The 19735-nt window shown below is 62.1% G+C and carries 18 protein-coding genes; 10 read left to right on the forward strand and 8 right to left on the reverse strand.

Going from position 1 to position 19735, the window contains the following annotated elements:
* Positions 1-116: 116 nt before the first annotated feature.
* From AB7M32_RS09565 to tadA, 6 genes are all read left to right on the forward strand, one after another.
* Complete coding sequence (locus tag AB7M32_RS09565; RefSeq protein ID WP_454249758.1) at positions 117-1340, forward strand: carbohydrate porin; 1224 nt, start codon at positions 117-119, stop codon at positions 1338-1340.
* A 71-nt stretch (positions 1341-1411) separates the two neighbouring features.
* Complete coding sequence (ptsP, locus tag AB7M32_RS09570) at positions 1412-3946, forward strand: phosphoenolpyruvate--protein phosphotransferase (protein WP_454249759.1); 2535 nt, start codon at positions 1412-1414, stop codon at positions 3944-3946.
* Between the two features lie 2 nt (positions 3947-3948).
* Positions 3949-4236: a PTS transporter subunit EIIB gene (locus tag AB7M32_RS09575; protein ID WP_454249760.1), complete on the forward strand. Its 288-nt coding sequence runs from the start codon at positions 3949-3951 to the stop codon at positions 4234-4236.
* 105 nt (positions 4237-4341) lie between these two features.
* On the forward strand, positions 4342-4734 hold the full coding sequence (locus tag AB7M32_RS09580; RefSeq protein ID WP_454249761.1) for a DUF6632 domain-containing protein: 393 nt from the start codon (positions 4342-4344) through the stop codon (positions 4732-4734).
* A gap of 175 nt (positions 4735-4909) precedes the next feature.
* On the forward strand, positions 4910-6286 hold the full coding sequence (locus AB7M32_RS09585; RefSeq protein ID WP_072408147.1) for a multicopper oxidase family protein: 1377 nt from the start codon (positions 4910-4912) through the stop codon (positions 6284-6286).
* Positions 6286-6783: a tRNA adenosine(34) deaminase TadA gene (tadA, locus tag AB7M32_RS09590; protein ID WP_122568785.1), complete on the forward strand. Its 498-nt coding sequence runs from the start codon at positions 6286-6288 to the stop codon at positions 6781-6783. Before AB7M32_RS09585 ends, tadA begins: the two co-directional genes overlap by 1 nt.
* Before the next feature lie 117 nt (positions 6784-6900).
* Here the strand turns inward: tadA and cmoB are convergent, their stop codons facing one another.
* From cmoB to AB7M32_RS09630, 8 genes are all read right to left on the reverse strand, one after another.
* Complete coding sequence (cmoB, locus tag AB7M32_RS09595; protein ID WP_454249762.1) at positions 6901-7857, reverse strand: tRNA 5-methoxyuridine(34)/uridine 5-oxyacetic acid(34) synthase CmoB; 957 nt, start codon at positions 7855-7857, stop codon at positions 6901-6903.
* A complete protein-coding gene (gene cmoA / locus AB7M32_RS09600; RefSeq protein ID WP_018611163.1) occupies positions 7854-8597 on the reverse strand; it encodes a carboxy-S-adenosyl-L-methionine synthase CmoA in 744 nt (247 codons plus the stop codon). The genes cmoB and cmoA overlap by 4 nt, the downstream gene beginning before the upstream one ends.
* Before the next feature lie 152 nt (positions 8598-8749).
* A complete protein-coding gene (locus AB7M32_RS09605) occupies positions 8750-9385 on the reverse strand; it encodes a lysoplasmalogenase (RefSeq protein WP_454249763.1) in 636 nt (211 codons plus the stop codon).
* Between the two features lie 2 nt (positions 9386-9387).
* Positions 9388-9780 carry a protease inhibitor I42 family protein gene (locus AB7M32_RS09610; RefSeq protein WP_014336724.1) on the reverse strand — a complete coding sequence of 131 codons (393 nt, stop codon included), beginning with the start codon at positions 9778-9780 and terminating at the stop codon, positions 9388-9390.
* A 214-nt stretch (positions 9781-9994) separates the two neighbouring features.
* The gene (lon, locus tag AB7M32_RS09615) at positions 9995-12409 is read right to left on the reverse strand and encodes an endopeptidase La (RefSeq protein ID WP_454249764.1); all 2415 of its coding nucleotides are present in this window, start codon (positions 12407-12409) and stop codon (positions 9995-9997) included.
* 152 nt (positions 12410-12561) lie between these two features.
* Positions 12562-13875 (reverse strand): MFS transporter, encoded by a 1314-nt coding sequence (locus tag AB7M32_RS09620; RefSeq protein ID WP_092202319.1) that lies wholly within the window; start codon positions 13873-13875, stop codon positions 12562-12564.
* A 410-nt stretch (positions 13876-14285) separates the two neighbouring features.
* The gene (locus AB7M32_RS09625; protein WP_454249765.1) at positions 14286-15527 is read right to left on the reverse strand and encodes an HlyC/CorC family transporter; all 1242 of its coding nucleotides are present in this window, start codon (positions 15525-15527) and stop codon (positions 14286-14288) included.
* 12 nt (positions 15528-15539) lie between these two features.
* Entirely contained in the window at positions 15540-16352 is an 813-nt protein-coding gene (locus AB7M32_RS09630) for a cytochrome C assembly family protein (protein WP_060739059.1), read from the reverse strand.
* Positions 16353-16547: 195 nt separating this feature from the next.
* Here AB7M32_RS09630 and ffh point away from each other — a divergent pair, with 195 nt between their 5' ends.
* The 4 genes from ffh (at position 16548) to trmD (ending at position 19724) form a co-directional block, all read left to right on the forward strand.
* Entirely contained in the window at positions 16548-17924 is a 1377-nt protein-coding gene (gene ffh / locus AB7M32_RS09635; RefSeq protein WP_060739058.1) for a signal recognition particle protein, read from the forward strand.
* A 251-nt stretch (positions 17925-18175) separates the two neighbouring features.
* Positions 18176-18427, forward strand: coding sequence for a 30S ribosomal protein S16 (gene rpsP, locus AB7M32_RS09640; RefSeq protein WP_003198088.1), 252 nt, complete (start codon positions 18176-18178; stop codon positions 18425-18427).
* Between the two features lie 5 nt (positions 18428-18432).
* Complete coding sequence (gene rimM / locus AB7M32_RS09645) at positions 18433-18969, forward strand: ribosome maturation factor RimM (protein ID WP_058544503.1); 537 nt, start codon at positions 18433-18435, stop codon at positions 18967-18969.
* Positions 18951-19724, forward strand: coding sequence for a tRNA (guanosine(37)-N1)-methyltransferase TrmD (gene trmD / locus AB7M32_RS09650; protein WP_454249766.1), 774 nt, complete (start codon positions 18951-18953; stop codon positions 19722-19724). Before rimM ends, trmD begins: the two co-directional genes overlap by 19 nt.
* Positions 19725-19735: the final 11 nt, after the last annotated feature.

Here is a 19735-nt window from a genome sequence, read left to right on the forward strand (position 1 = left end):
TGCCTGATAGCGATCACGTTGCGCTCGACGCACCGTGTGCCCTTTATCGCCCATTCGTTGGCAGGCGAAGGACGATTGAAGTGCATCAAAAAACAATAAAAAAGAAGGAGCGGCATATGAAAATAACAATAAATCGTGGACTTGCGGTGTCTTGTATCTGCTTGGCGTTGCCATTCCCGGCCCAGGCCCTGGAGTTCTCCGGCTACCTGCGCAGTGGCGTCGGCAGCGCCACCAATGGCCGCTCCCAATCCTGTTTCCAGTTGCCCGGGGCACAAAGCAAATACCGATTGGGCAACGAGTGCGAACAATATGGCGAACTGGAGCTGCGCCAGGATCTTTTCACCCTCGACGACGGTTCGGTACTGAGCGTGGATGGCATGGCGTCGCTGTACAACCGCTACGACCGCACGCCGACGTTCCAGGGCGAAAACGGCGCGGCGCGGATGCCGCAGATGTATGCCCAGTGGTCGAACATGCCCAGCCTGAACGGAGGCTCGCTATGGGCCGGTCGGCGTTACTACAAGCGTAACGACATCCATATTTCCGATTTCTACTACTGGAACCAGAGCGCCACTGGGGCCGGAATCGAGGATGTGTTGATCGGCGGGCTGAAATACAGCTACGCCTTTTCGCGCAAGGACAACCTGTACCAGAAAGACCCAGTCAACCGGCATGATTTCAACGTGGGCGGCTTCGATACCAACCCCGGTGGCGAGCTGGAGTTCGGCGTAAGCTTCATCGATCAGGCGAGTCGTCGTGATGCTCATCGCGGCTGGGCCTTGACCGCCCAGCATGTGCAGCAGGACTTCCTGGGTGGCAAGAATAAACTGGCCTTGCAATACGGTGAGGGGCCCGGCACCGGACTGGGTTATACCGGCGATACCGGACTGGACGACAGCAACAAGAGCTATCGTCTGGTGGAGTTTTTCGATTGGCAGGTCACGCCGCGTTTCGGCGGGCAAGTGCAGGCGGTGTACCAGAAGGACATTCGCCCTGATGGCGCCGATCAGGACTGGCTGTCGTTGGGGGTTCGGCCGGCCTACGCCATCACCGATCAGTTCAAGTTGGTGGCGGAACTGGGCCATGACCAAGTGCAGGCCAGCGATGGAACACGCAAGCTGAGCAAATTCACCTTTGCCCCTACTTGGTCGCCCAAGGGCCCGGAATTCTGGGCCCGCCCGGAAATACGACTGTATTACACCTACGCCAGCTGGAACGCGGCGGCCCAGCGCGCAGCCAATGAACTGGCGGCCGGTTCGGCGCTGTCCGACACCGGTGCATTTGGCGGCACGCGGCATGGTTCCAACGTGGGCGTGCAGGTTGAGTACTGGTGGAAATGACCCGTGTGACGCGGGTCGGTGGATGCGCTCTGCCCGCGATGCCAAAAGAACAGACAGCAGCAGGTGAAGTCATGAACACAACGCAACCTTTGCAATTGCTCGCACCGTTGTCCGGGGTCTTGATGCCCTTGGACAACGTGCCTGATCCGGTCTTTTCCAACCGTGTCGTGGGGGATGGAATCTGTATCGATCCGACTTCGCAGACCCTTTGTGCGCCGCTCTCCGGTGTTGTCGGCACGCTCCAGGACAGCGCCCATGCAGTGAGTGTCACCAGTGACAACGGTGTTCAGGTGTTGATGCACATCGGCTTGGACACGGTGAACCTGGCGGGCAAGGGCTTTACTTCCCGAGTAGAAATAGGTCAACGAGTCGAGGTCGGGCAACCGCTGATCGATTTCGATGCCGACTACATCGCCTTGCACGCGCGCAGTCTATTGACGTTGATGCTGGTGGTCACTGGCGAAGACTTCAGCCTGATACCGGCCCAGGCGTCCTGGGTGGACAGTGGTCAGCCGTTGCTGCAGGTGAGTCAAGGGACGCAAGGGCAGGACGCGCAGACGCAACAGGGCTCGGTGCGGTTTTCCAAGCCGCTGATCCTGCCTAATGACAGCGGTCTGCATGCGCGTCCCGCTGCGGTGTTCGCCCAGGCGGCCAAAGGCTTTGATGCGAACATCTGCCTGCACAAGCAGCAGGCTAGCGCCAATGCCAAATCCCTGGTGGCGATCATGGCGTTGCAGACGGTCAAGGGCGACAGTCTGCAGCTCAGTGCCGCCGGTCCACAGGCCGAACAGGCGCTCGAGGCACTGACGCAACTATTGTTGGCGGGCTGCGGTGAATCCGTCCAGGCGCAGCCGACGCCAGAAGTGCCCATGTGCGTCGAATCGCCCACGCCTGAGCGCTGGCAAGGCGTGTGTGCCTCGCCGGGCTCGGTGTCGGGTGTGGTGGTGCAGATCGCGACCCAGGCGTTGGAAGTGCAAGAGCCAGGCGCGGGAATCGAGACCGAGCAGGCCCTCCTGGACCAGGCGTTGAACCAGGCGAACCAGGCATTGAAGGCGCTGCAGAACGAGGGCGCGGGCAGCGTCCAGGCGCAGATTTTTGGCGCTCATCAGGAGCTGCTGGAAGACCCCACCTTGCTGGAGCAGGCTCGGGCTTTGATCGTCGAAGGCAAGAGTGCGGCCTTTGCCTGGAAAACCGCGACCGAGGCGACCGCCACGCAGTTCCAGCAGTCGGGCAGTACCCTGCTGGCCGAGCGCGCGATGGATCTGTCCGATGTCGGGCATCGGGTCCTTAAGCTGATTCTCGGCGTACGGGACCACGCCTGGGATCTGCCCGAGCAGTCGATCCTGGTGACCGCGCAGTTGACGCCGTCCCAGACCGCCAACCTGGACACCTCGCGAATCGCCGGTTTCGTCACGGTGGGTGGCGGTGCTACCAGCCATGTGGCGATCCTGGCCCGTGCGCTGGGCCTGCCGTCGTTGTGTGGCGTGCCTGAGCAGGTATTGACCCTCGCCAACGGCACCCCGGTGTTGCTGGATGCCGACAGCGGAGAACTGCATTTGAATCCAGACGCGGCCCGGATTGAGCAACTCCAGGCCTCCCGTGACCGACAGTTGCGACGGCAGCGGCGCGACCTCGAGCAATCGGCCCTGGCGGCCCGTACCCTTGATGGCCACCGAGTCGAGGTGAGTGCCAATGTAGGGTCGCTCCGGGACGTGGAGCAGGCCATGACCCTGGGGGGCGAAGGGGTGGGGCTGTTGCGCTCCGAACTGCTTTACCTGGATCGCGCCCACCCACCGGGACACGACGAGCAAGCGCTCCTGTATGGCGCTGTCGCCCGGGCCCTGGGGGCTGAGCGTAATCTGGTGGTGCGTACCCTGGACGTGGGCGGGGACAAGCCGCTGGCCTATGTGCCGATGGCCCACGAGGCCAATCCGTTCCTGGGCATGCGTGGTATTCGCCTGTGCCTGGAGCGACCTCAGTTATTGCGCGAACAGTTCCGGGCAATTCTCGCCTGTTCGGGGCTGACGCGGCTGCACATCATGCTGCCAATGGTCACGCAGCTGTCGGAGTTGCGGCTGGCGCGGCAGATGTTGGACGAAGAGGTGCGCAACTTGGGCCTGCCGCAAGCGCCGAAGCTGGGCATCATGATCGAAGTGCCGGCGGCGGCGCTGATGGCCGACCTGTTTGCTCCCGAAGTGGATTTCTTCTCCATCGGGACCAACGACTTGACCCAGTACACCTTGGCCATGGACCGCGACCACCCGCGCTTGGCCAGCCAGGCCGATGGCCTGCATCCGTCGGTGCTGCGCCTGATCGCCCGGACGGTCGAGGCCGCTCACGCCCACGGCAAATGGGTCGGAGTGTGTGGCGCGCTGGCATCGGAAACCTTGGCGGTACCGGTGTTGCTGGGGCTTGGCGTGGATGAGCTATCGGTCAGCGTGCCGCTGATTCCGGCCATCAAGGCCTGTGTGCGTGAATGGGATCTGAGCGAATGCCGCACGCTGGCCCAACAGGCCTTGGCCCAGGAAAGCGCCGAGCAAGTGCGCGATCTCTTGCGTATTCATTCACCCACGGCCAGTCCGGCCACCCTGGCCATGGAGCATTGAACATGTTCGACAAATTGCAACAGGCATTCTGGAAAGCCCTGACCCCGGACCTGGTACCGGAAGAGTCCAGGCCAGCGACAGCGGTTGATGAGCTGTCACCGGCCATCGTCGCCGCGCTGGGTGGCGCGGATAACCTCAAGCACCATCAACCCGTAGCGCTGACGCGGCTGCGGGTGGAGTTGCGGGACGTGGCACGGATCGACCGGCCGGGGTTGAGCGCGGCCGGGGTGGCAGGGGTGATGACACTGGAGCACGGTGTGGTGCATCTGATTACGGGCATGCCGGCCTGAACCGTCAAGACGACTGACGGTATCGGTTGACGGGGTATACGCCGGGGAGCGTTCTATACTCACGGGCATCCAGTTACGGCAATCCGCCGCAATAAGGAGCCCGCCATGAACGACACCCAACGGCTCGCCGCCTTGCGCATCGTTTTGATCGTAGTCGGTCTGATCGCCATATTCGCGATCTGGCCGCTGATGATCCTGTGGCCGTCCGGCTGGGCGTGGCACAGCGGCCATTCCCAGTATCCGCTGATGATCGTCGGCATCTACGCGACCCTCGGCGTGTTCCTGCTGATGGCGTCGCGCGATCCGATGAAACATTTGAGCCTGATCTGGTTCACCGTTTGGTCGAGCGTCGTGCACGGCGCGATCATGGCCGTGCAGTCCTTCGGCGTCGAGGTGGATGGGACAAGCCACATCGGCCATCTGGTGGGCGACGTGCCCGCGTTGTTCATCGTTGCAGCGGCGTTGGCCTTCTTCACGCCGCGGCGCAGCAATACGTAATCAGCGAATAGACTGATCCAGAGTGCACGAAATGCCCTGTGGATAACTTCCCCAGGGCATTTTTCATTTTGTTTTTTTCATTTTCGCTGGCCTTACTGTTTCTCATCTGCGGGTGTATCGTATTCGCCTTTTGCGGGCCCAACGGTTTGCACGGATTCAATAGGTGGTTGCGTTCATGTCCTTTACCCGTCGCCAAATACTCGGTGGCCTGGCCGGTCTTGTTGTCGTTGGTGTGGGTGCAGGCGGCGCGTCGCGGTATTGGCTGGGCAAGCGGGCCGACGCTGAAGCCGGTCACGACTATGAATTGATCGCCGCGCCCTTGGACGTCGAGTTGGTGGCGGGGCACAAGACCCAGGCCTGGGCGTTCGGCCCCTCGGCGCCGGGCACCGAGCTGCGGGTGCGCCAGGGCGAGTGGTTGCGGGTGCGTTTCATCAATCACCTGCCGGTCGCCACCACCATCCATTGGCACGGAATCCGTTTGCCGCTGGAGATGGACGGCGTGCCGTATGTCTCGCAGTTGCCGGTGTTGCCGGGCGAATATTTCGACTACAAATTCCGCGTGCCGGACGCCGGCAGTTACTGGTATCACCCCCACGTCAACAGCAGCGAAGAGCTCGGCCGTGGGCTGGTGGGACCGTTGATCATCGAAGAGCGTGAGCCCACCGGCTTCAAGTACGAACAGACCCTGAGCCTCAAGAGCTGGCATGTGGATGAGCAGGGCGAGTTCGTCGCGTTCAGCATTCCCCGTGAAGCGGCCCGTGGCGGCACGGCCGGGCGGCTGGCGACCATCAACGGCGTGCCGCAGGCGGTGATTGACCTGCCGGCCGGGCAGATTACCCGGGTGCGTTTGCTCAACCTCGACAACACCCTGACTTACCGTATCAACATCCCAGGCGTTGAAGCGCAGATCTATGCGTTGGACGGCAACCCCATCGAACCGCGCCCGCTGGGCAAGGAATACTGGCTGGGCCCGGGCATGCGCATTTGCCTGGCGATCAAGGCGCCGCCGGCGGGCGAAGAATTGTCGTTGCGCAATGGCCCGGTGCGCCTGGGCACCTTGCGTTCGGTGCCCAACAGTGACGCACCGACCCAGTGGCCGCCGGCATTGCCAGCCAACCCGGTGTCCGAACCGGACCTGGCCAATGCCGAGAAACTCAACTTCAATTTCGAATGGGTCGGTTCGGTGTCGGTCAATGTCGACAATGGCAAGCCGCCAAGCCTGTGGCAGATCAACGGCAAGGCCTGGGACATCACCGACAAGACCTGCGCCGACCGGCCGATCGCCACCCTGAAGAAAGGGCAGAGCTACATTTTCGAACTGAAGAACATGACTCAGTACCAGCACCCGATCCACTTGCATGGCATGAGCTTCAAGGTGATCGCGTCGAACCGGCACAAGGTCGTGCCGTATTTCACTGACACTTACTTGCTGGGCAAGAACGAACGGGCGCAGGTGGCACTGGTGGCGGATAATCCAGGGGTGTGGATGTTCCACTGCCATGTGATCGACCACATGGAAACCGGCCTGATGGCCGCCATCGAGGTGGCGTGATGCGTCAGATTCGTCCCGCCAAAATCATCGACCGCAGCCGCGACCAGGACTTCATGCGCGAAGCTCTGGCCCTCGCCGCCCAAGGTGCCGCCCTGGGGGAAGTGCCGGTGGGCGCGGTGCTGGTGCAGGACGGCGAGATCATCGGGCGTGGCTTCAACTGCCCGATCAGCGGCCACGACCCCAGTGCCCACGCGGAAATGGTCGCCATCCGCGCCGCGGCCCAGGCGGTGAGCAACTATCGCCTGCCCGGCAGCACCCTCTATGTGACGTTGGAACCGTGCAGCATGTGCGCCGGCCTCATCGTCCACTCGCGCATCGCCCGGGTCGTCTACGGCGCCCTGGAGCCCAAGGCTGGCATCGTGCAGAGCCAGGGGCAGTTTTTCAGCCAGGGTTTCCTGAACCATCGGGTGATGTTCGAGGGCGGGGTGTTGGCCGAGGAGTGCAGTACGGTGTTGAGTGAGTTCTTCAAGGCCCGAAGAGCCAAGTCTTCAGACTGAACCCCTGTAGGAGCGAGCTTGCTCGCGATAGCGGTCTGTCAGGCAACATGGCTGTTGAATGCCCGGCCGTCATCGCGAGCAAGCTCGCTCCCACAGGGGGAGTGGTGTCTGGAGTATTTATTTACGCGCCACAATCACCGCCCGCATCGGCGCCGGCAGCCCTTCGATGGTTTTGCTGTGGTCGGCGGGGTCGAGGAAATCACTCAATGACTGATACTTCATCCACTCGGTGCTGCGCTGTTCTTCCACGGTCGTCAGGCTCACGTCCACGCAGCGCACGTCGCTGAACCCAGCGCGGCGCAGCCAGCGTTCCAGGGCCGGGACCGACGGCAGGAACCACACGTTGCGCATCTGCGCGTAGCGGTCCTCGGGCACCAGCACTTGGTGCTCATCACCCTCGATCACCAGGGTTTCCAAGACCAGCTCGCCGCCCTTGACCAGGCAATCCTTCAAGGCGAGCAAATGTTCGATCGGCGAGCGGCGATGGTAGAACACGCCCATGGAAAACACCGTGTCAAAGCCTTCCAGTTCCGCTGGCAGGGCCTCGAAGGGGAACGGCAAATGCCAGGCGTTGGGCTGCGACAGGTAGCGCTGTACCGCCTGGAACTGGCAGAAGAACAGCCAGTTGGGGTCGACGCCGATCACCGTGTCCGCCCCGGCGCCGAGCATCCGCCACATGTAGTAACCATTGCCACAGCCCACATCGAGGATGCGCTTGCCCTTGAGGTCCAGGTGCGGCGCCACCCGCGACCACTTCCAGTCCGAGCGCCACTCGGTGTCCACGTGCACGCCGAACAGGTTGAACGGCCCTTTGCGCCACGGCGACAGGCCCATCAGTGCCGTACGCATCTGTGCACGGGTTTCGTCGGAACAGTCGGTATCGAGGGTCAGGCCGTTCAGCAGGTCGATCTCGCTCGGCTGCAGCACCGGCAAGGCATCGAGGGCGCTTTGCCAGCGTTCCAGATCGCCATGGCCCTTCTCCATTTTGCTGTCGAGTTGCGCCTGCAGCGTCGCGGCCCAATCGGCCAGGGGCGTGCCGGCCAGATGGCGGGCGAGGGGGGACAGATCAATCATGGTAGGGCAATCAACGAGGCGAAGTTAAGACACTGGAACCACGGCACGACTTTCGAGAACCCGGCCGCCAGCAGGCGTTCGCGGTGCTCTTCGAGGCTGTCGGGCTTCATGACGTTTTCGATGGCGCTGCGTTTCTGGGCAATTTCCAGCTCGCTGTAGCCGTTGGCGCGTTTGAACGCCACGTGCAGGTCGGTGAGCAGGGCGTGTTCCTCTGCATCGTTGAAACGCAATTTTTCCGACAGGATCAGGGCCCCACCCGGCAGCAGGGACTGGCGGATGCGGCTCAACAGGGCGGTGCGCTGGTCCGGCGCGATGAATTGCAGGGTGAAATTCAGTGCCACCACCGAGGCTGGCTGGAATGTCAGGGCGAGAATGTCGCCTTCGATCACTTCCACCGGCAGCAGCTCCTGGAACATCGAGTCCTGGCCGTTGAGGTATTCACGGCAGCGCTCGACCATGGCCGCCGAGTTATCCACCGCGATCACCCGGCAACCGTCGGTGCGCACATGGCGGCGCAGGGCCTGGGTCACCGCGCCCAGGGACGAGCCGAGGTCATAGAGCACGCTGCCCGGCTGGGCGAATTGCGCGGCGAGCACGCCGAGGTTTTCGACGATGGTCGGGTAACCCGGCACCGAACGCTTGATCATGTCCGGAAACACCCGCACCACGTCCTCGTTGAAGGCGAAGTCCGGCACTTGTGCCAGGGGTTGGGCGAATAGGCGATCGGGGTCTTTGCTCACGGCGGTTCCAGCGGCATGGGTGGTGAAAAGGCCGGCATTTTAACCAAAAAAACAGTGGGAGCGAGCTTGCTCGCGATGGCGCTGGTTCAGCCGGCCATAATGTTGACTGACAGACCGCTATCGCAAGCAAGCTCGCTCCCACATTATTTGGCTCAGTGTGGCTTTCGGGCGAACGCCGACGCTGTAATGCCCCATTGGCCCAGCCAATAACTGACGATGATCAGGTAAGGCGCGGCATGGAAGGGTTGCACGAACCGGTTGATGCCGATGAGGCTGTCGGAAAACACAAACGCCAGCGCCCCGGCGGCGGCCAACCACGCCGAACGCTTGGGCACGTCGGTACCCAGTCGTGCCAACGCTCGCCAGAGCATGGCGCTGATGACCAGGCCATAGAGCACCACCGGCCCCAGCAATGGCCCGAGACCGCTCGACACCAGGATTGCCAGGAGCACCGCGCCGATGCCCAAGGCCAGGGCCAAGGGCAGCAGCGCCGGGCGGCGGCAATCGCTGAGGTAGGCTTTCAGGTAAGCCAGGTGCGCCAGCAGAAACGCACCAAGGCCGAACACGAACAGGTCCCCCGGCCAGGCCAGCAACACATCGCCCACCAGCGAAAAAATCAGCCCGAGGCTGATCCAGCGCCGATATTCGCTGGGCGGGGCGTCGTGCAGCCAGCCGAGCAGGGCCAGCACCGGCATGGGTTTGACCAGCAGGCACAGCAGCGTGGCATGCATGGCCAGGCCGTACAGGTAGGTGGCCGCACCCATCAGTGCGAGGATCAGCCAACCCACAGTCAGTTCACCGCGATAGCGCAGTCAAAGGTTTCCACGGGCGGCACTTCCGGTGCCCAAGGCTGCTGATAAGTCAGGCGCAAGCGCCCGGTGCCGGCGCTGAACGCCTGGAAGCGCCAGGTCGAGACACCCGCGGCGCCAACGATGCCGGCGTCTTCCGGGTTGCGATAAACCTCCGGCCCCAAGCCCTTCAACACGCCGCCCGCCGAATCCTGGATCGCCCAGCGATAACCGGTGCTGGGGTTGCTGGGCAGGCTCAGGATCAGGTTCTGTCCGTTATTGAGCCTTACGGGGCACTGGCTCAGTTTTTCCACGGTCACGTTGTTGCTGGTTTGCGTGGCGCAGGCGCTCAGCAGGGCGAGGCTGAGGGGGACGAGCAGGCGAGTGAGGGACATAAGGGCAACGGCTCCGGCATTCACGACGAACGGCGAGCATAACCGAAGATGCTACTGGATGTGTCGGGTGGGGATATGTTGTTGCTGATGGCGCCATCGCGAGCAAGCTCGCTCCCACAGTGGATTTGTGGTGTTCACAGCATTTGTGATCCACACCAAACCCTGTGGGAGCGAGCTTGCTCGCGATGAGGCCCGTGCAGGCGCTACAAGATGCTCAGAACAACACCTTCGCCACATCCGCAAACCGCTTGGCAAAGTGCACCGTCACACCTTCCTTGAGGTAGTCCGGCAATTCTTCGAAGTTGCCCCGGTTGGCTTCTGGCAGGATCAGTTCGTTGATTTTCTGCCGGCGCGCCGCGATGACCTTCTCGCGTACGCCGCCAATCGGCAGGACGTGTCCGGTGAGGGTCAGTTCGCCGGTCATGGCCACGCCTTTTTTCGGCGGCTGGTTGCGGGCCAGGGACAGCAAGGCACTGGCCATGGTCACGCCGGCGCTCGGGCCGTCTTTGGGCGTGGCGCCTTCCGGTACGTGCAGGTGAACGAAGGCCTCGTCGAAGAACTTCGGATCGCCGCCGAATTGCTTCAGGTGCGAACTGACGTAGCTGTGGGCGATCTCCGCCGACTCCTTCATCACCTCTCCCAGTTGCCCGGTCAGCTTGAAGCCGCGATTGAGGGTGTGGATGCGCGTCGCCTCGATCGGCAAGGTCGCCCCGCCCATGCTGGTCCAGGCCAGACCGGTAATCACGCCGATGCCGGACAACACCTGCTCGTTGCGGAACACCGGTTTGCCCAGGGAGGCCTCGAGGTCCTTCGGCCCGAGCTTGATCACCGCTTTCGGGTCGTCGATCAGCTTCATCACCGCCTTGCGCACCAGTTTGCCCAGCTGTTTCTCCAGCTGTCGCACCCCGGCCTCACGGGCGTAACCGTCGATCAGGGCCTTGAGGGCGCTGTCGTTGATGCTCAGGCTGCCCTTGGACACACCCGCCTTGGCCAATTGCTTGGGCCACAGGTGGCGCTTGGCGATGGCGACTTTTTCTTCGGTGATGTAGCCCGACAGGCGGATCACTTCCATCCGGTCCAGCAGCGGGCCGGGAATCGAGTCCAGGGTGTTGGCGGTGCACACGAAGAGCACTTTCGACAGATCCAGGCGCAGGTCCAGATAGTGGTCGAGGAATTCGACGTTCTGTTCCGGATCGAGGGTCTCCAGCAAGGCCGAGGCCGGGTCGCCCTGGTAGCTCTGGCCCATCTTGTCGATTTCGTCGAGCATGATCACCGGGTTCATCACTTCGACATCCTTGAGCGCCTGCACCAGCTTGCCCGGCTGGGCACCGATGTAGGTGCGTCGATGGCCCTTGATCTCGGCTTCATCGCGCATGCCGCCGACGCTGAAGCGGTAGAACGGCCGGCCCAGGGATTCGGCGATGGACTTGCCGACGCTGGTCTTGCCCACGCCCGGCGGGCCCACCAGCAGCACGATGGAACCGTTGATCTCGCCTTTGTAGGCGCCGACGGCGAGGAATTCGAGGATGCGGTCCTTGATGTCGTCCAGGCCGGCGTGGTGCTGGTCGAGCACCTTGCGCGCATGCTTGAGGTCGAGTTTGTCCTGGCCATACACGCCCCACGGCACCGAGGTCGCCCAATCCAGGTAATTGCGGGTGACGGCGTATTCCGGCGAGCCGGTTTCCAGGATGGAAAGTTTGTTCATCTCCTCTTCGATACGCTTCTGCGCCTGGGCCGACAGCACTTTGCCTTCCAGCCGCTGCTCGAATTGTTCGATGTCGGCGCTACGGTCGTCCTTGGTCAGCCCCAGTTCCTGCTGGATGACCTTGAGTTGCTCCTTGAGGAAGAACTGGCGCTGGTGTTCGCCGATCTTGTTGTTGACCTCGGCGGAAATCTCTTTCTGCAACCGCGCCACTTCGACTTCCTTGCGCAGCATCGGCAGCACTTTTTCCATGCGCTTGAGCATGGGCACGCAGTCGAGCACTTCCTGCAGCTCATTGCCGGTGGCGGAGGTGAGCGCGGCGGCGAAGTCGGTCAGCGGCGAAGGGTCGTTGGGGCTGAAGCGGTTGAGGTAGTTCTTCAGCTCTTCGCTGTACAGCGGATTGAGTGGCAGCAGTTCCTTGATCGCGTTGATCAGCGCCATGCCGTAGGCCTTGACCTCGTCGGTTGGCTCGCTCGGCTGGTGCGGGTATTCGACTTCCACCAGGTACGGTGGGCGATGGTGCTTGAGCCAGGTGCGGATGCGCACGCGGGTCAGGCCCTGGGCGACGAACTGCAGCTTGCCGCCTTCCCGGCTGGCGTGATGGACCTTCACCAGCGTGCCGTACAACGGCAGTTTCGAGGTATCGAAATGGCGCGGGTCCTCCTGGGGCGTGTCCATGAAGAACAGCGCCAGGGAGTGGTGATCGGACTTGGCCACCAGTTCCAGGGTCTCGGCCCACGGTTCTTCGTTGACGATGACCGGCAACACCTGGGCCGGGAAGAAGGGGCGATTGTGGATGGGGATGATGTAGACCTTGTCCGGCAGGTTCTGGCCGGGTAGCGCCAGGCCGGTGCCGGAGGAAGTGTGTTCGATGTGTTCGGAATCAGCGTAGTCGTTAGTGGCTTCGGTAGAGTGCTGGTCGCTCATGGGGCACCTGCGCAATGGGGTATGGGTCTTAGATGGGGCAGGTGGGGGGTGGTTTCAATGGTGGGCGATTGTTAATGGTTATTTCATTGGTGGCCGTTCAGGCTGGCGACAGGTTTGCGTGGCGAGGCGCGGAGCCTCGCCACGGGCCCGTCCTAGGCGACCCGGTTCAAGTCGTTGTGGCGCGTTTCCTTCAGGCACAGCACGGCGATGACGCTAAGCAGCGCAGCCGCTGAAACATAGCCTCCGACATAGCTCAAGCCGCCCATCGCCACCAGTTTCTGGGCGAAGAACGGTGCGGCCGAGGCGCCGACGATACCGCCCAGGTTGTAGGCCGCCGAGGCGCCTGTATAGCGCACGTGGGTCGGAAACAGTTCCGGCAGCAAGGCGCCCATGGGGGCAAAGGTCACCCCCATCAGGAACAGCTCGATGCACAGGAACAGCGCCACGCCGCCGGTCGAGCCGTGGGTCAGCAACGGTTCCATGAGGAAACCCGAGGCAATCGCCAGCAGGCCACCGATGATCAAGATCGGTTTGCGGCCGTAGCGGTCGCTGGCCCAGGCGGACAACGGCGTAGCGGCGGCCATGAACAGTACGGCAAAGCACAGCAGGCCCAGGAATGTCTCGCGGCTGTAGCCGAGGGTTGACACGCCGTAGCTCAGGGAAAACACCGTCGAGATGTAGAACAGCGCGTAACACACCACCATCGCTGCGGCGCCCAGCAAGGTCGGCGCCCAGTATTGGCTGAACAGCTCGACCAATGGCACCTTGACCCGCTCCTGGCGGGCCATGGCATTGGCGAACACCGGGGTTTCATGGAGCTTGAGCCGCACATAGAGGCCGACGATCACCAGCACCGCACTGAGCAGGAACGGAATCCGCCAGCCCCAGGCGCGGAACTGCTCGTCGTCCAGGCTCATGGCCAGGGTCAGGAACAGGCCGTTGGCCGCCAGGAAGCCGATGGAGGGCCCCAGTTGGGGGAACATGCCGAACCAGGCGCGCTTGCCCTTGGGCGCGTTCTCGGTGGCCAGCAGCGCCGCTCCGCCCCATTCACCCCCAAGCCCCAGGCCCTGGCCGAATCGCAGCAGGCACAGCAGGATCGGCGCCCAGGCACCAATGCTGGCGTAGCCGGGCAGCACGCCAATGAGCGTGGTGCACACGCCCATCAGCAGCAGGGAGGCCACCAGCGTCGACTTGCGGCCGATCCGGTCGCCGAAATGGCCGAACAGCGCAGAGCCCAGCGGACGGGCGAGGAAGGCGATGCCGAACGTCAGGAAGGACGACAGCATTTGTGCCGTGCCTGAGGTTTGTGGGAAGAACACCGGCCCGATCACCAGGGCCGCCGCCGTGGCATAGACGTAGAAGTCGTAGAACTCGATGGCAGTGCCGATGAAGCTCGCGGTCGCCACGCGAGTGGCCGAGTTGGTCGGCTGGGCAGGCACAGCCTCGTTGCAGGTAGCGGTCGTCATGCGGTTATCCCTGACAGTCATGTGCTCCGTTGGAGCGAATTATTATGGTCGAACACCCAGGGATGTGGGCGGGTATCCCGTCGCTGTTTCGGGTAGGAACAGTCCCAGGGCTGTTGCGGATTTTGTCGATGGTCTGGCCGGAACCGTTCGGATGCAGGGTAGGCACGGGGTTCGGGCGGGCTGGGTAAGCGGGTTGAGTATAGGAAGGGGGCTAATGAATCAACAATACCTGTTGACGCCGAAACGAGCTTTTGTGGCGAGGGGATTTATCCCCGTTGGACTGCGAAGCAGTCCCAAAAAGACGTTGCGCCAAATCTGAGGCAGCTGACTAACAGTTTGGGGCCGCTGCGCGACCCAACGGGGATAAATCCCCTCGCCACAACTGTGTTTCACTTTGGGACTGTTGGGAACTAAGAGGTGGCAGGCACCGAACTGTTATGCCACGCCAGCACCTGGCTGACGCGGTTGTCCACGGTCTCGATGATTTCCAGCCGATAACGCCCGATTTTCAGGCAGACCGGGCTTTCGGGGATGGTTTCCAGGGCTTCGGTCACCAGCCCGTTGAGGGTCTTGGGACCGTCGCAAGGCAGATGCCAACCCAGGGTCCTGTTCAATTCGCGGATCGACGCCGCGCCATCGATCATCAGGCGGCCATCGGGCTGGGGATGGACGTGGGGGTTGTCGAGGCTGTGCTGGCTCTCGAATTCGCCGACGATTTCTTCGAGGATGTCTTCCAGGGTGACGATGCCCAGTACTTCACCGTATTCGTCCACCACCATGCCCAGGCGCCGCTGCTGCTTGTGGAAATTCAGCAGTTGCAGCTGCAGGGGTGTGCTTTCGGGCACGAAGTAGGGTTCATGGGAAGCCGTCAGCAGCGCTTCCTTGGTCAGGCTCGCGTCCGCCAGCAAGTGACGGATCTGGCGGGTGTTGAGCACTGCTTCGACCTGGTTGATATCGCTGTGGAACACCGGCAGGCGCGTCCGTCGGTTCAGGCGCAACTGTTCGATGATCTCGCCGATGGGGTCGTCGAGGTTGATCCCATCGACTTCGCTGCGGGGCACGAGGATATCGTTGACGGTGATGTTGTCCAGGGCGTGGATGCCGGAAATCGGATGCAGCCGGCCATTGCCCTGCTCTGATTCCTGCTCGCTGCGCGGTGGGACGGGCATTTCGTCGTCGCTCTGCTGCACCATCCCGGGCTTGCGGGCAAATGGACGCAGCAACAACCGGCTGGCGCCATTCAACAGCCAGGCAAAGGGGTAGAGGATCTTCAACGGTATGCCCAGCAAGGTGTTACCCAGTGCCAGCACCGCGTCGGGCTGGCGGCTGGCCAAGGTGCGCGGCAGGTAGTCGGCGAACACCAGCAGCGCGGCGCTGGTGCCGAGCCAGGCGACCCAGGGGCCGTTTTCCAGCCAGGTAAAAATCGCCAGCAAGGTGCCGATGACCACGGCCAGGGCGCGACAGAGGGTATTGCACAGGATCAGGCTGGGCAGCGGGAAGGTCAGTGTCGCCAGTGGTTTGTCACTGGCACGCGAAGCCGTGCGCTGGGCCAGCAGGTGTTGCTGGGCGGCTTCGATGGCCGTGAACAGGGCCGACCAGAGGATCAGCACCACCAGCACGGCGAACAACGGCGCTACGGGCAACGTATCCATCAGGGCCGTCCGTCAGATATGCAGGATGTATTCACGGACCAGCTTGCTGCCGAAGTACGCCAGCATCAGCAGGCAGAAACCGGCCAGGGTCCAGCGAATCGCTTTGTGCCCACGCCAGCCGAGGCGGTTGCGGCCCCACAGCAGCACGCTGAAGACCACCCACGCCAGGCAGGCCAGCAAGGTCTTGTGCACCAGGTGCTGGGCGAACAGGTTCTCGACGAACAACCAGCCGGAGATCAATGACAGCGACAGCAGGCTCCAGCCGGCCCAGAGGAAACCGAACAACAGGCTTTCCATGGTTTGCAGCGGCGGGAAGTTGCGGATCAGCCCGGAGGGGTGCTTGTTCTTGAGCTGGTGGTCCTGCACCAGCAGCAACAGGGCCTGGAACACGGCGATGGTGAACAGGCCATAGGCGAGGATCGACAGCAGGATGTGGGCGAGGATGCCCGGTTCTTCGTCGATGATCTGCACGGTGCCCGACGGCGCGAACTGCGCCAGCAGCACCGTGGCCAGCCCCAGCGGGAACAGCAGCACCAGCAGGTTTTCCACGGGAATGCGCGAGCAGGCCAGCAGCGTCAGGGCGATCACGGCGACGGCGATCAGGCTGGCGGCGTTGAAAAAGTCCAGGCCCAGGCCGATGGGTGTCATCAGGTGGGTATAAAGGCTGGCCGCGTGGCCGAGCACCGCCAGCACGCCAAGCGTGACCAGCAGGCGTTTGTTCGCCTTGGCACCAGTGGCCAGGCGGGTGCCTTGATAGAGGGTCGCAGCGGCATAAAGGCAAGCGGCGGCGAGGGTGGCAAGCAAGCTGGGTGACAAGGGGAGCATAAATCCTGTTAGGCAAGCCCGAAAGGCGCTGAGTTTGGCATAGAACCCCCTCCACACGAAAGACCACAGCAGGTGTACGCCGCACGCTTCTTCGCTATAATCCGCGACCTGCCCACGCCGCAGGCTCGCCGAGCACATTTTTCACGGTCTGGGCCGCCATTATCCCGGTCTCATCTGGGCCTGAAAGGATCGCGCATGTTTGAAAACCTAACCGACCGTCTCTCGCAGACGCTGCGCCATGTCACCGGCAAGGCGAAACTGACCGAGGACAACATCAAAGACACCCTGCGCGAAGTGCGCATGGCGTTGCTCGAAGCCGACGTCGCCCTGCCGGTGGTCAAGGATTTCGTCAATTCGGTCAAGGAACGCGCCGTCGGCACCGAAGTGTCGCGCAGCCTGACGCCGGGCCAGGCGTTCGTGAAGATCGTCCAGGCCGAGCTCGAAAGCCTGATGGGCGCCGCCAACGAAGACCTGAACCTCGCCGCCGTACCGCCAGCGGTGGTGCTGATGGCCGGTCTGCAGGGCGCGGGCAAGACCACGACAGCCGGCAAGCTGGCGCGCTTCCTTAAGGAGCGCAAGAAGAAGTCGGTGATGGTGGTGTCGGCGGATATCTACCGTCCGGCGGCGATCAAGCAGCTGGAAACCCTGGCCAACGACATCGGTGTGACGTTTTTCCCGTCCGACCTGAGCCAGAAGCCGGTGGACATCGCCCAGGCGGCTATTAAGGAAGCGAAGCTCAAGTTCATCGACGTGGTCATCGTCGATACCGCCGGTCGCCTGCACATCGATGAAGAAATGATGGGCGAGATCAAGGCGCTGCATGCCGCGATCAACCCGGTGGAAACCCTGTTCGTGGTCGATGCCATGACCGGCCAGGACGCGGCCAACACCGCCAAGGCGTTCGGTGATGCACTGCCGCTGACCGGCGTGATCCTGACCAAGGTCGACGGTGACGCCCGTGGCGGTGCCGCGCTGTCGGTACGCGCCATCACTGGCAAGCCGATCAAGTTCATCGGCATGGGCGAGAAGAGCGAAGCGCTCGAGCCGTTCCACCCCGAGCGTATCGCCTCGCGCATCCTCGGCATGGGCGACGTGCTCAGCCTGATCGAGCAGGCCGAGCAGACCCTCGACAAGGACAAGGCCGACAAACTGGCCAAGAAGCTGAAGAAGGGCAAGGGCTTCGACCTCGAAGACTTCCGCGACCAGCTGCAACAAATGAAGAACATGGGCGGCCTTGGCGGCCTCATGGACAAACTGCCGAACATCGGTGGCGTGAACCTGGCGCAGATGGGCAATGCCCAGGGCGCGGCTGAAAAGCAGTTCAAGCAGATGGAAGCCATCATCAACTCCATGACCCCGGCCGAGCGCCGCGACCCTGAGCTGATCAGCGGTTCGCGCAAGCGCCGCATCGCCATGGGTTCCGGCACCCAGGTGCAGGACATCGGTCGCTTGATCAAGCAACACAAGCAGATGCAGAAGATGATGAAGAAATTCTCCGCCAAGGGCGGGATGGCCAAGATGATGCGCGGCATGGGCGGTATGTTGCCCGGCGGCGGCATGCCGAAAATGTAAAGAATCTGCGCCGGCTGTCATGCCGGCGTCGCCCCGCACGGATGCGGGGATCTCCAGCAAACCCGCGCTATGCGGGAGCTGACCTGCCGTTTTTCATGACGGCTCTATGGCAAATCTTGATCGCATGGCGCCAGGCGCCGGAAAAAGACATTTGCAAAAGTCCGGATATTCCTTAGAATATGCGGCCTTTCGGGCACCTATGCCCGCTGTGCATTTAGATTTGCAGCACCGACTACAGGAACGATGTTCACATGCTAACAATCCGTCTTGCCCTTGGCGGCTCCAAAAAGCGCCCGTTTTACCACCTGACCGTAACCGACAGCCGCAACCCGCGTGACGGTTCCCACAAGGAGCAGGTTGGTTTCTTCAACCCTGTTGCCCGTGGTCAGGAAGTTCGTCTGTCCGTGAACCAAGAGCGCGTAGCCTACTGGCTGAGCGTTGGTGCACAACCTTCTGAGCGCGTTGCTCAGTTGTTGAAGGAATCGGCTAAGGCTGCGGCCTGAGCAATATGAACGCGACGCCAAAAGATGCTGATGATTTGATCGTTGTCGGCAAGATCTATTCTGTACATGGCGTTCGCGGCGAAGTGAAGGTGTATTCCTTTACTGATCCGATCAAGAACCTGTTGGACTACAAAACCTGGACGCTCAAGCGCGAAGGTAGCGTGAAACAGGTGGAGCTGGTCAGCGGACGCGGGAACGACAAGTTCCTGGTCGCGAAGCTCAAGGGTCTCGATGATCGTGAAGAAGCTCGTCTTCTGGCCGGTTATGAGATCTGCGTGCCGCGCAACCTGTTCCCTGAACTGACCGACGGCGAGTACTACTGGTACCAGCTGGTGGGTCTGAAGGTCATCGACCACCTCGGGCAATTGCTCGGGAAAATCGATCACCTGCTCGAGACCGGTTCGAACGATGTCATGGTGGTCAAGCCTTGCGTCGGCAGCCTGGATGATCGCGAACGCCTGTTGCCCTATACCGAGCAATGCGTGTTGGCCGTCGACCTTGCCGCAGGCGAGATGAAGGTGGAATGGGATGCGGATTTCTAAACGTGGCTAATTTGCGCGTTGAAGTCATCACGTTGTTTCCCGAGATGTTTTCCGCCATCAGCGAGTACGGCATAACCAGCCGCGCGGTGAAACAGGAGCTGTTGCAGCTCACCTGTTGGAATCCGCGGGACTACACCACGGATCGGCATCACACTGTGGACGATCGCCCGTTTGGCGGTGGTCCGGGCATGGTGATGAAGATCAAGCCCCTGGAAGATGCGCTGGTTCAGGCCAGGACGGCAGCCGGGGAGGGTGCGAGGGTGATCTACCTGTCGCCCCAAGGCCGTCAGCTGACTCAGTCGGCGGTACGCGAGCTGGCGAAATCGGATGCATTGATCCTGATTGCCGGCCGTTATGAAGGCATTGACGAGCGTTTCATTGAAGCTCATGTCGATGAAGAGTGGTCGATTGGCGACTATGTACTGTCTGGCGGCGAGCTGCCGGCGATGGTCCTGATCGATGCGGTTACACGACTGCTGCCTGGAGCTTTAGGGCATGCAGATTCCGCTGAGGAAGATTCCTTTACGGATGGTCTGCTGGATTGCCCGCACTACACCCGACCGGAGGTGTATGCGGATCAGCGTGTTCCCGACGTGTTGCTAAGTGGCAACCACGCGCACATCCGGCGTTGGCGTTTGCAGCAGTCCCTTGGTCGGACCTACGAACGACGCGCCGATCTTCTGGAAAGCCGCTCGCTTTCTGGAGAAGAGAAGAAGCTGCTCGAGGAATACATCCGCGAGCGGGACGATAGTTAACAACGTATCGA

It is taken from the genome of Pseudomonas sp. R151218B TE3479 (genome assembly GCF_053629195.1).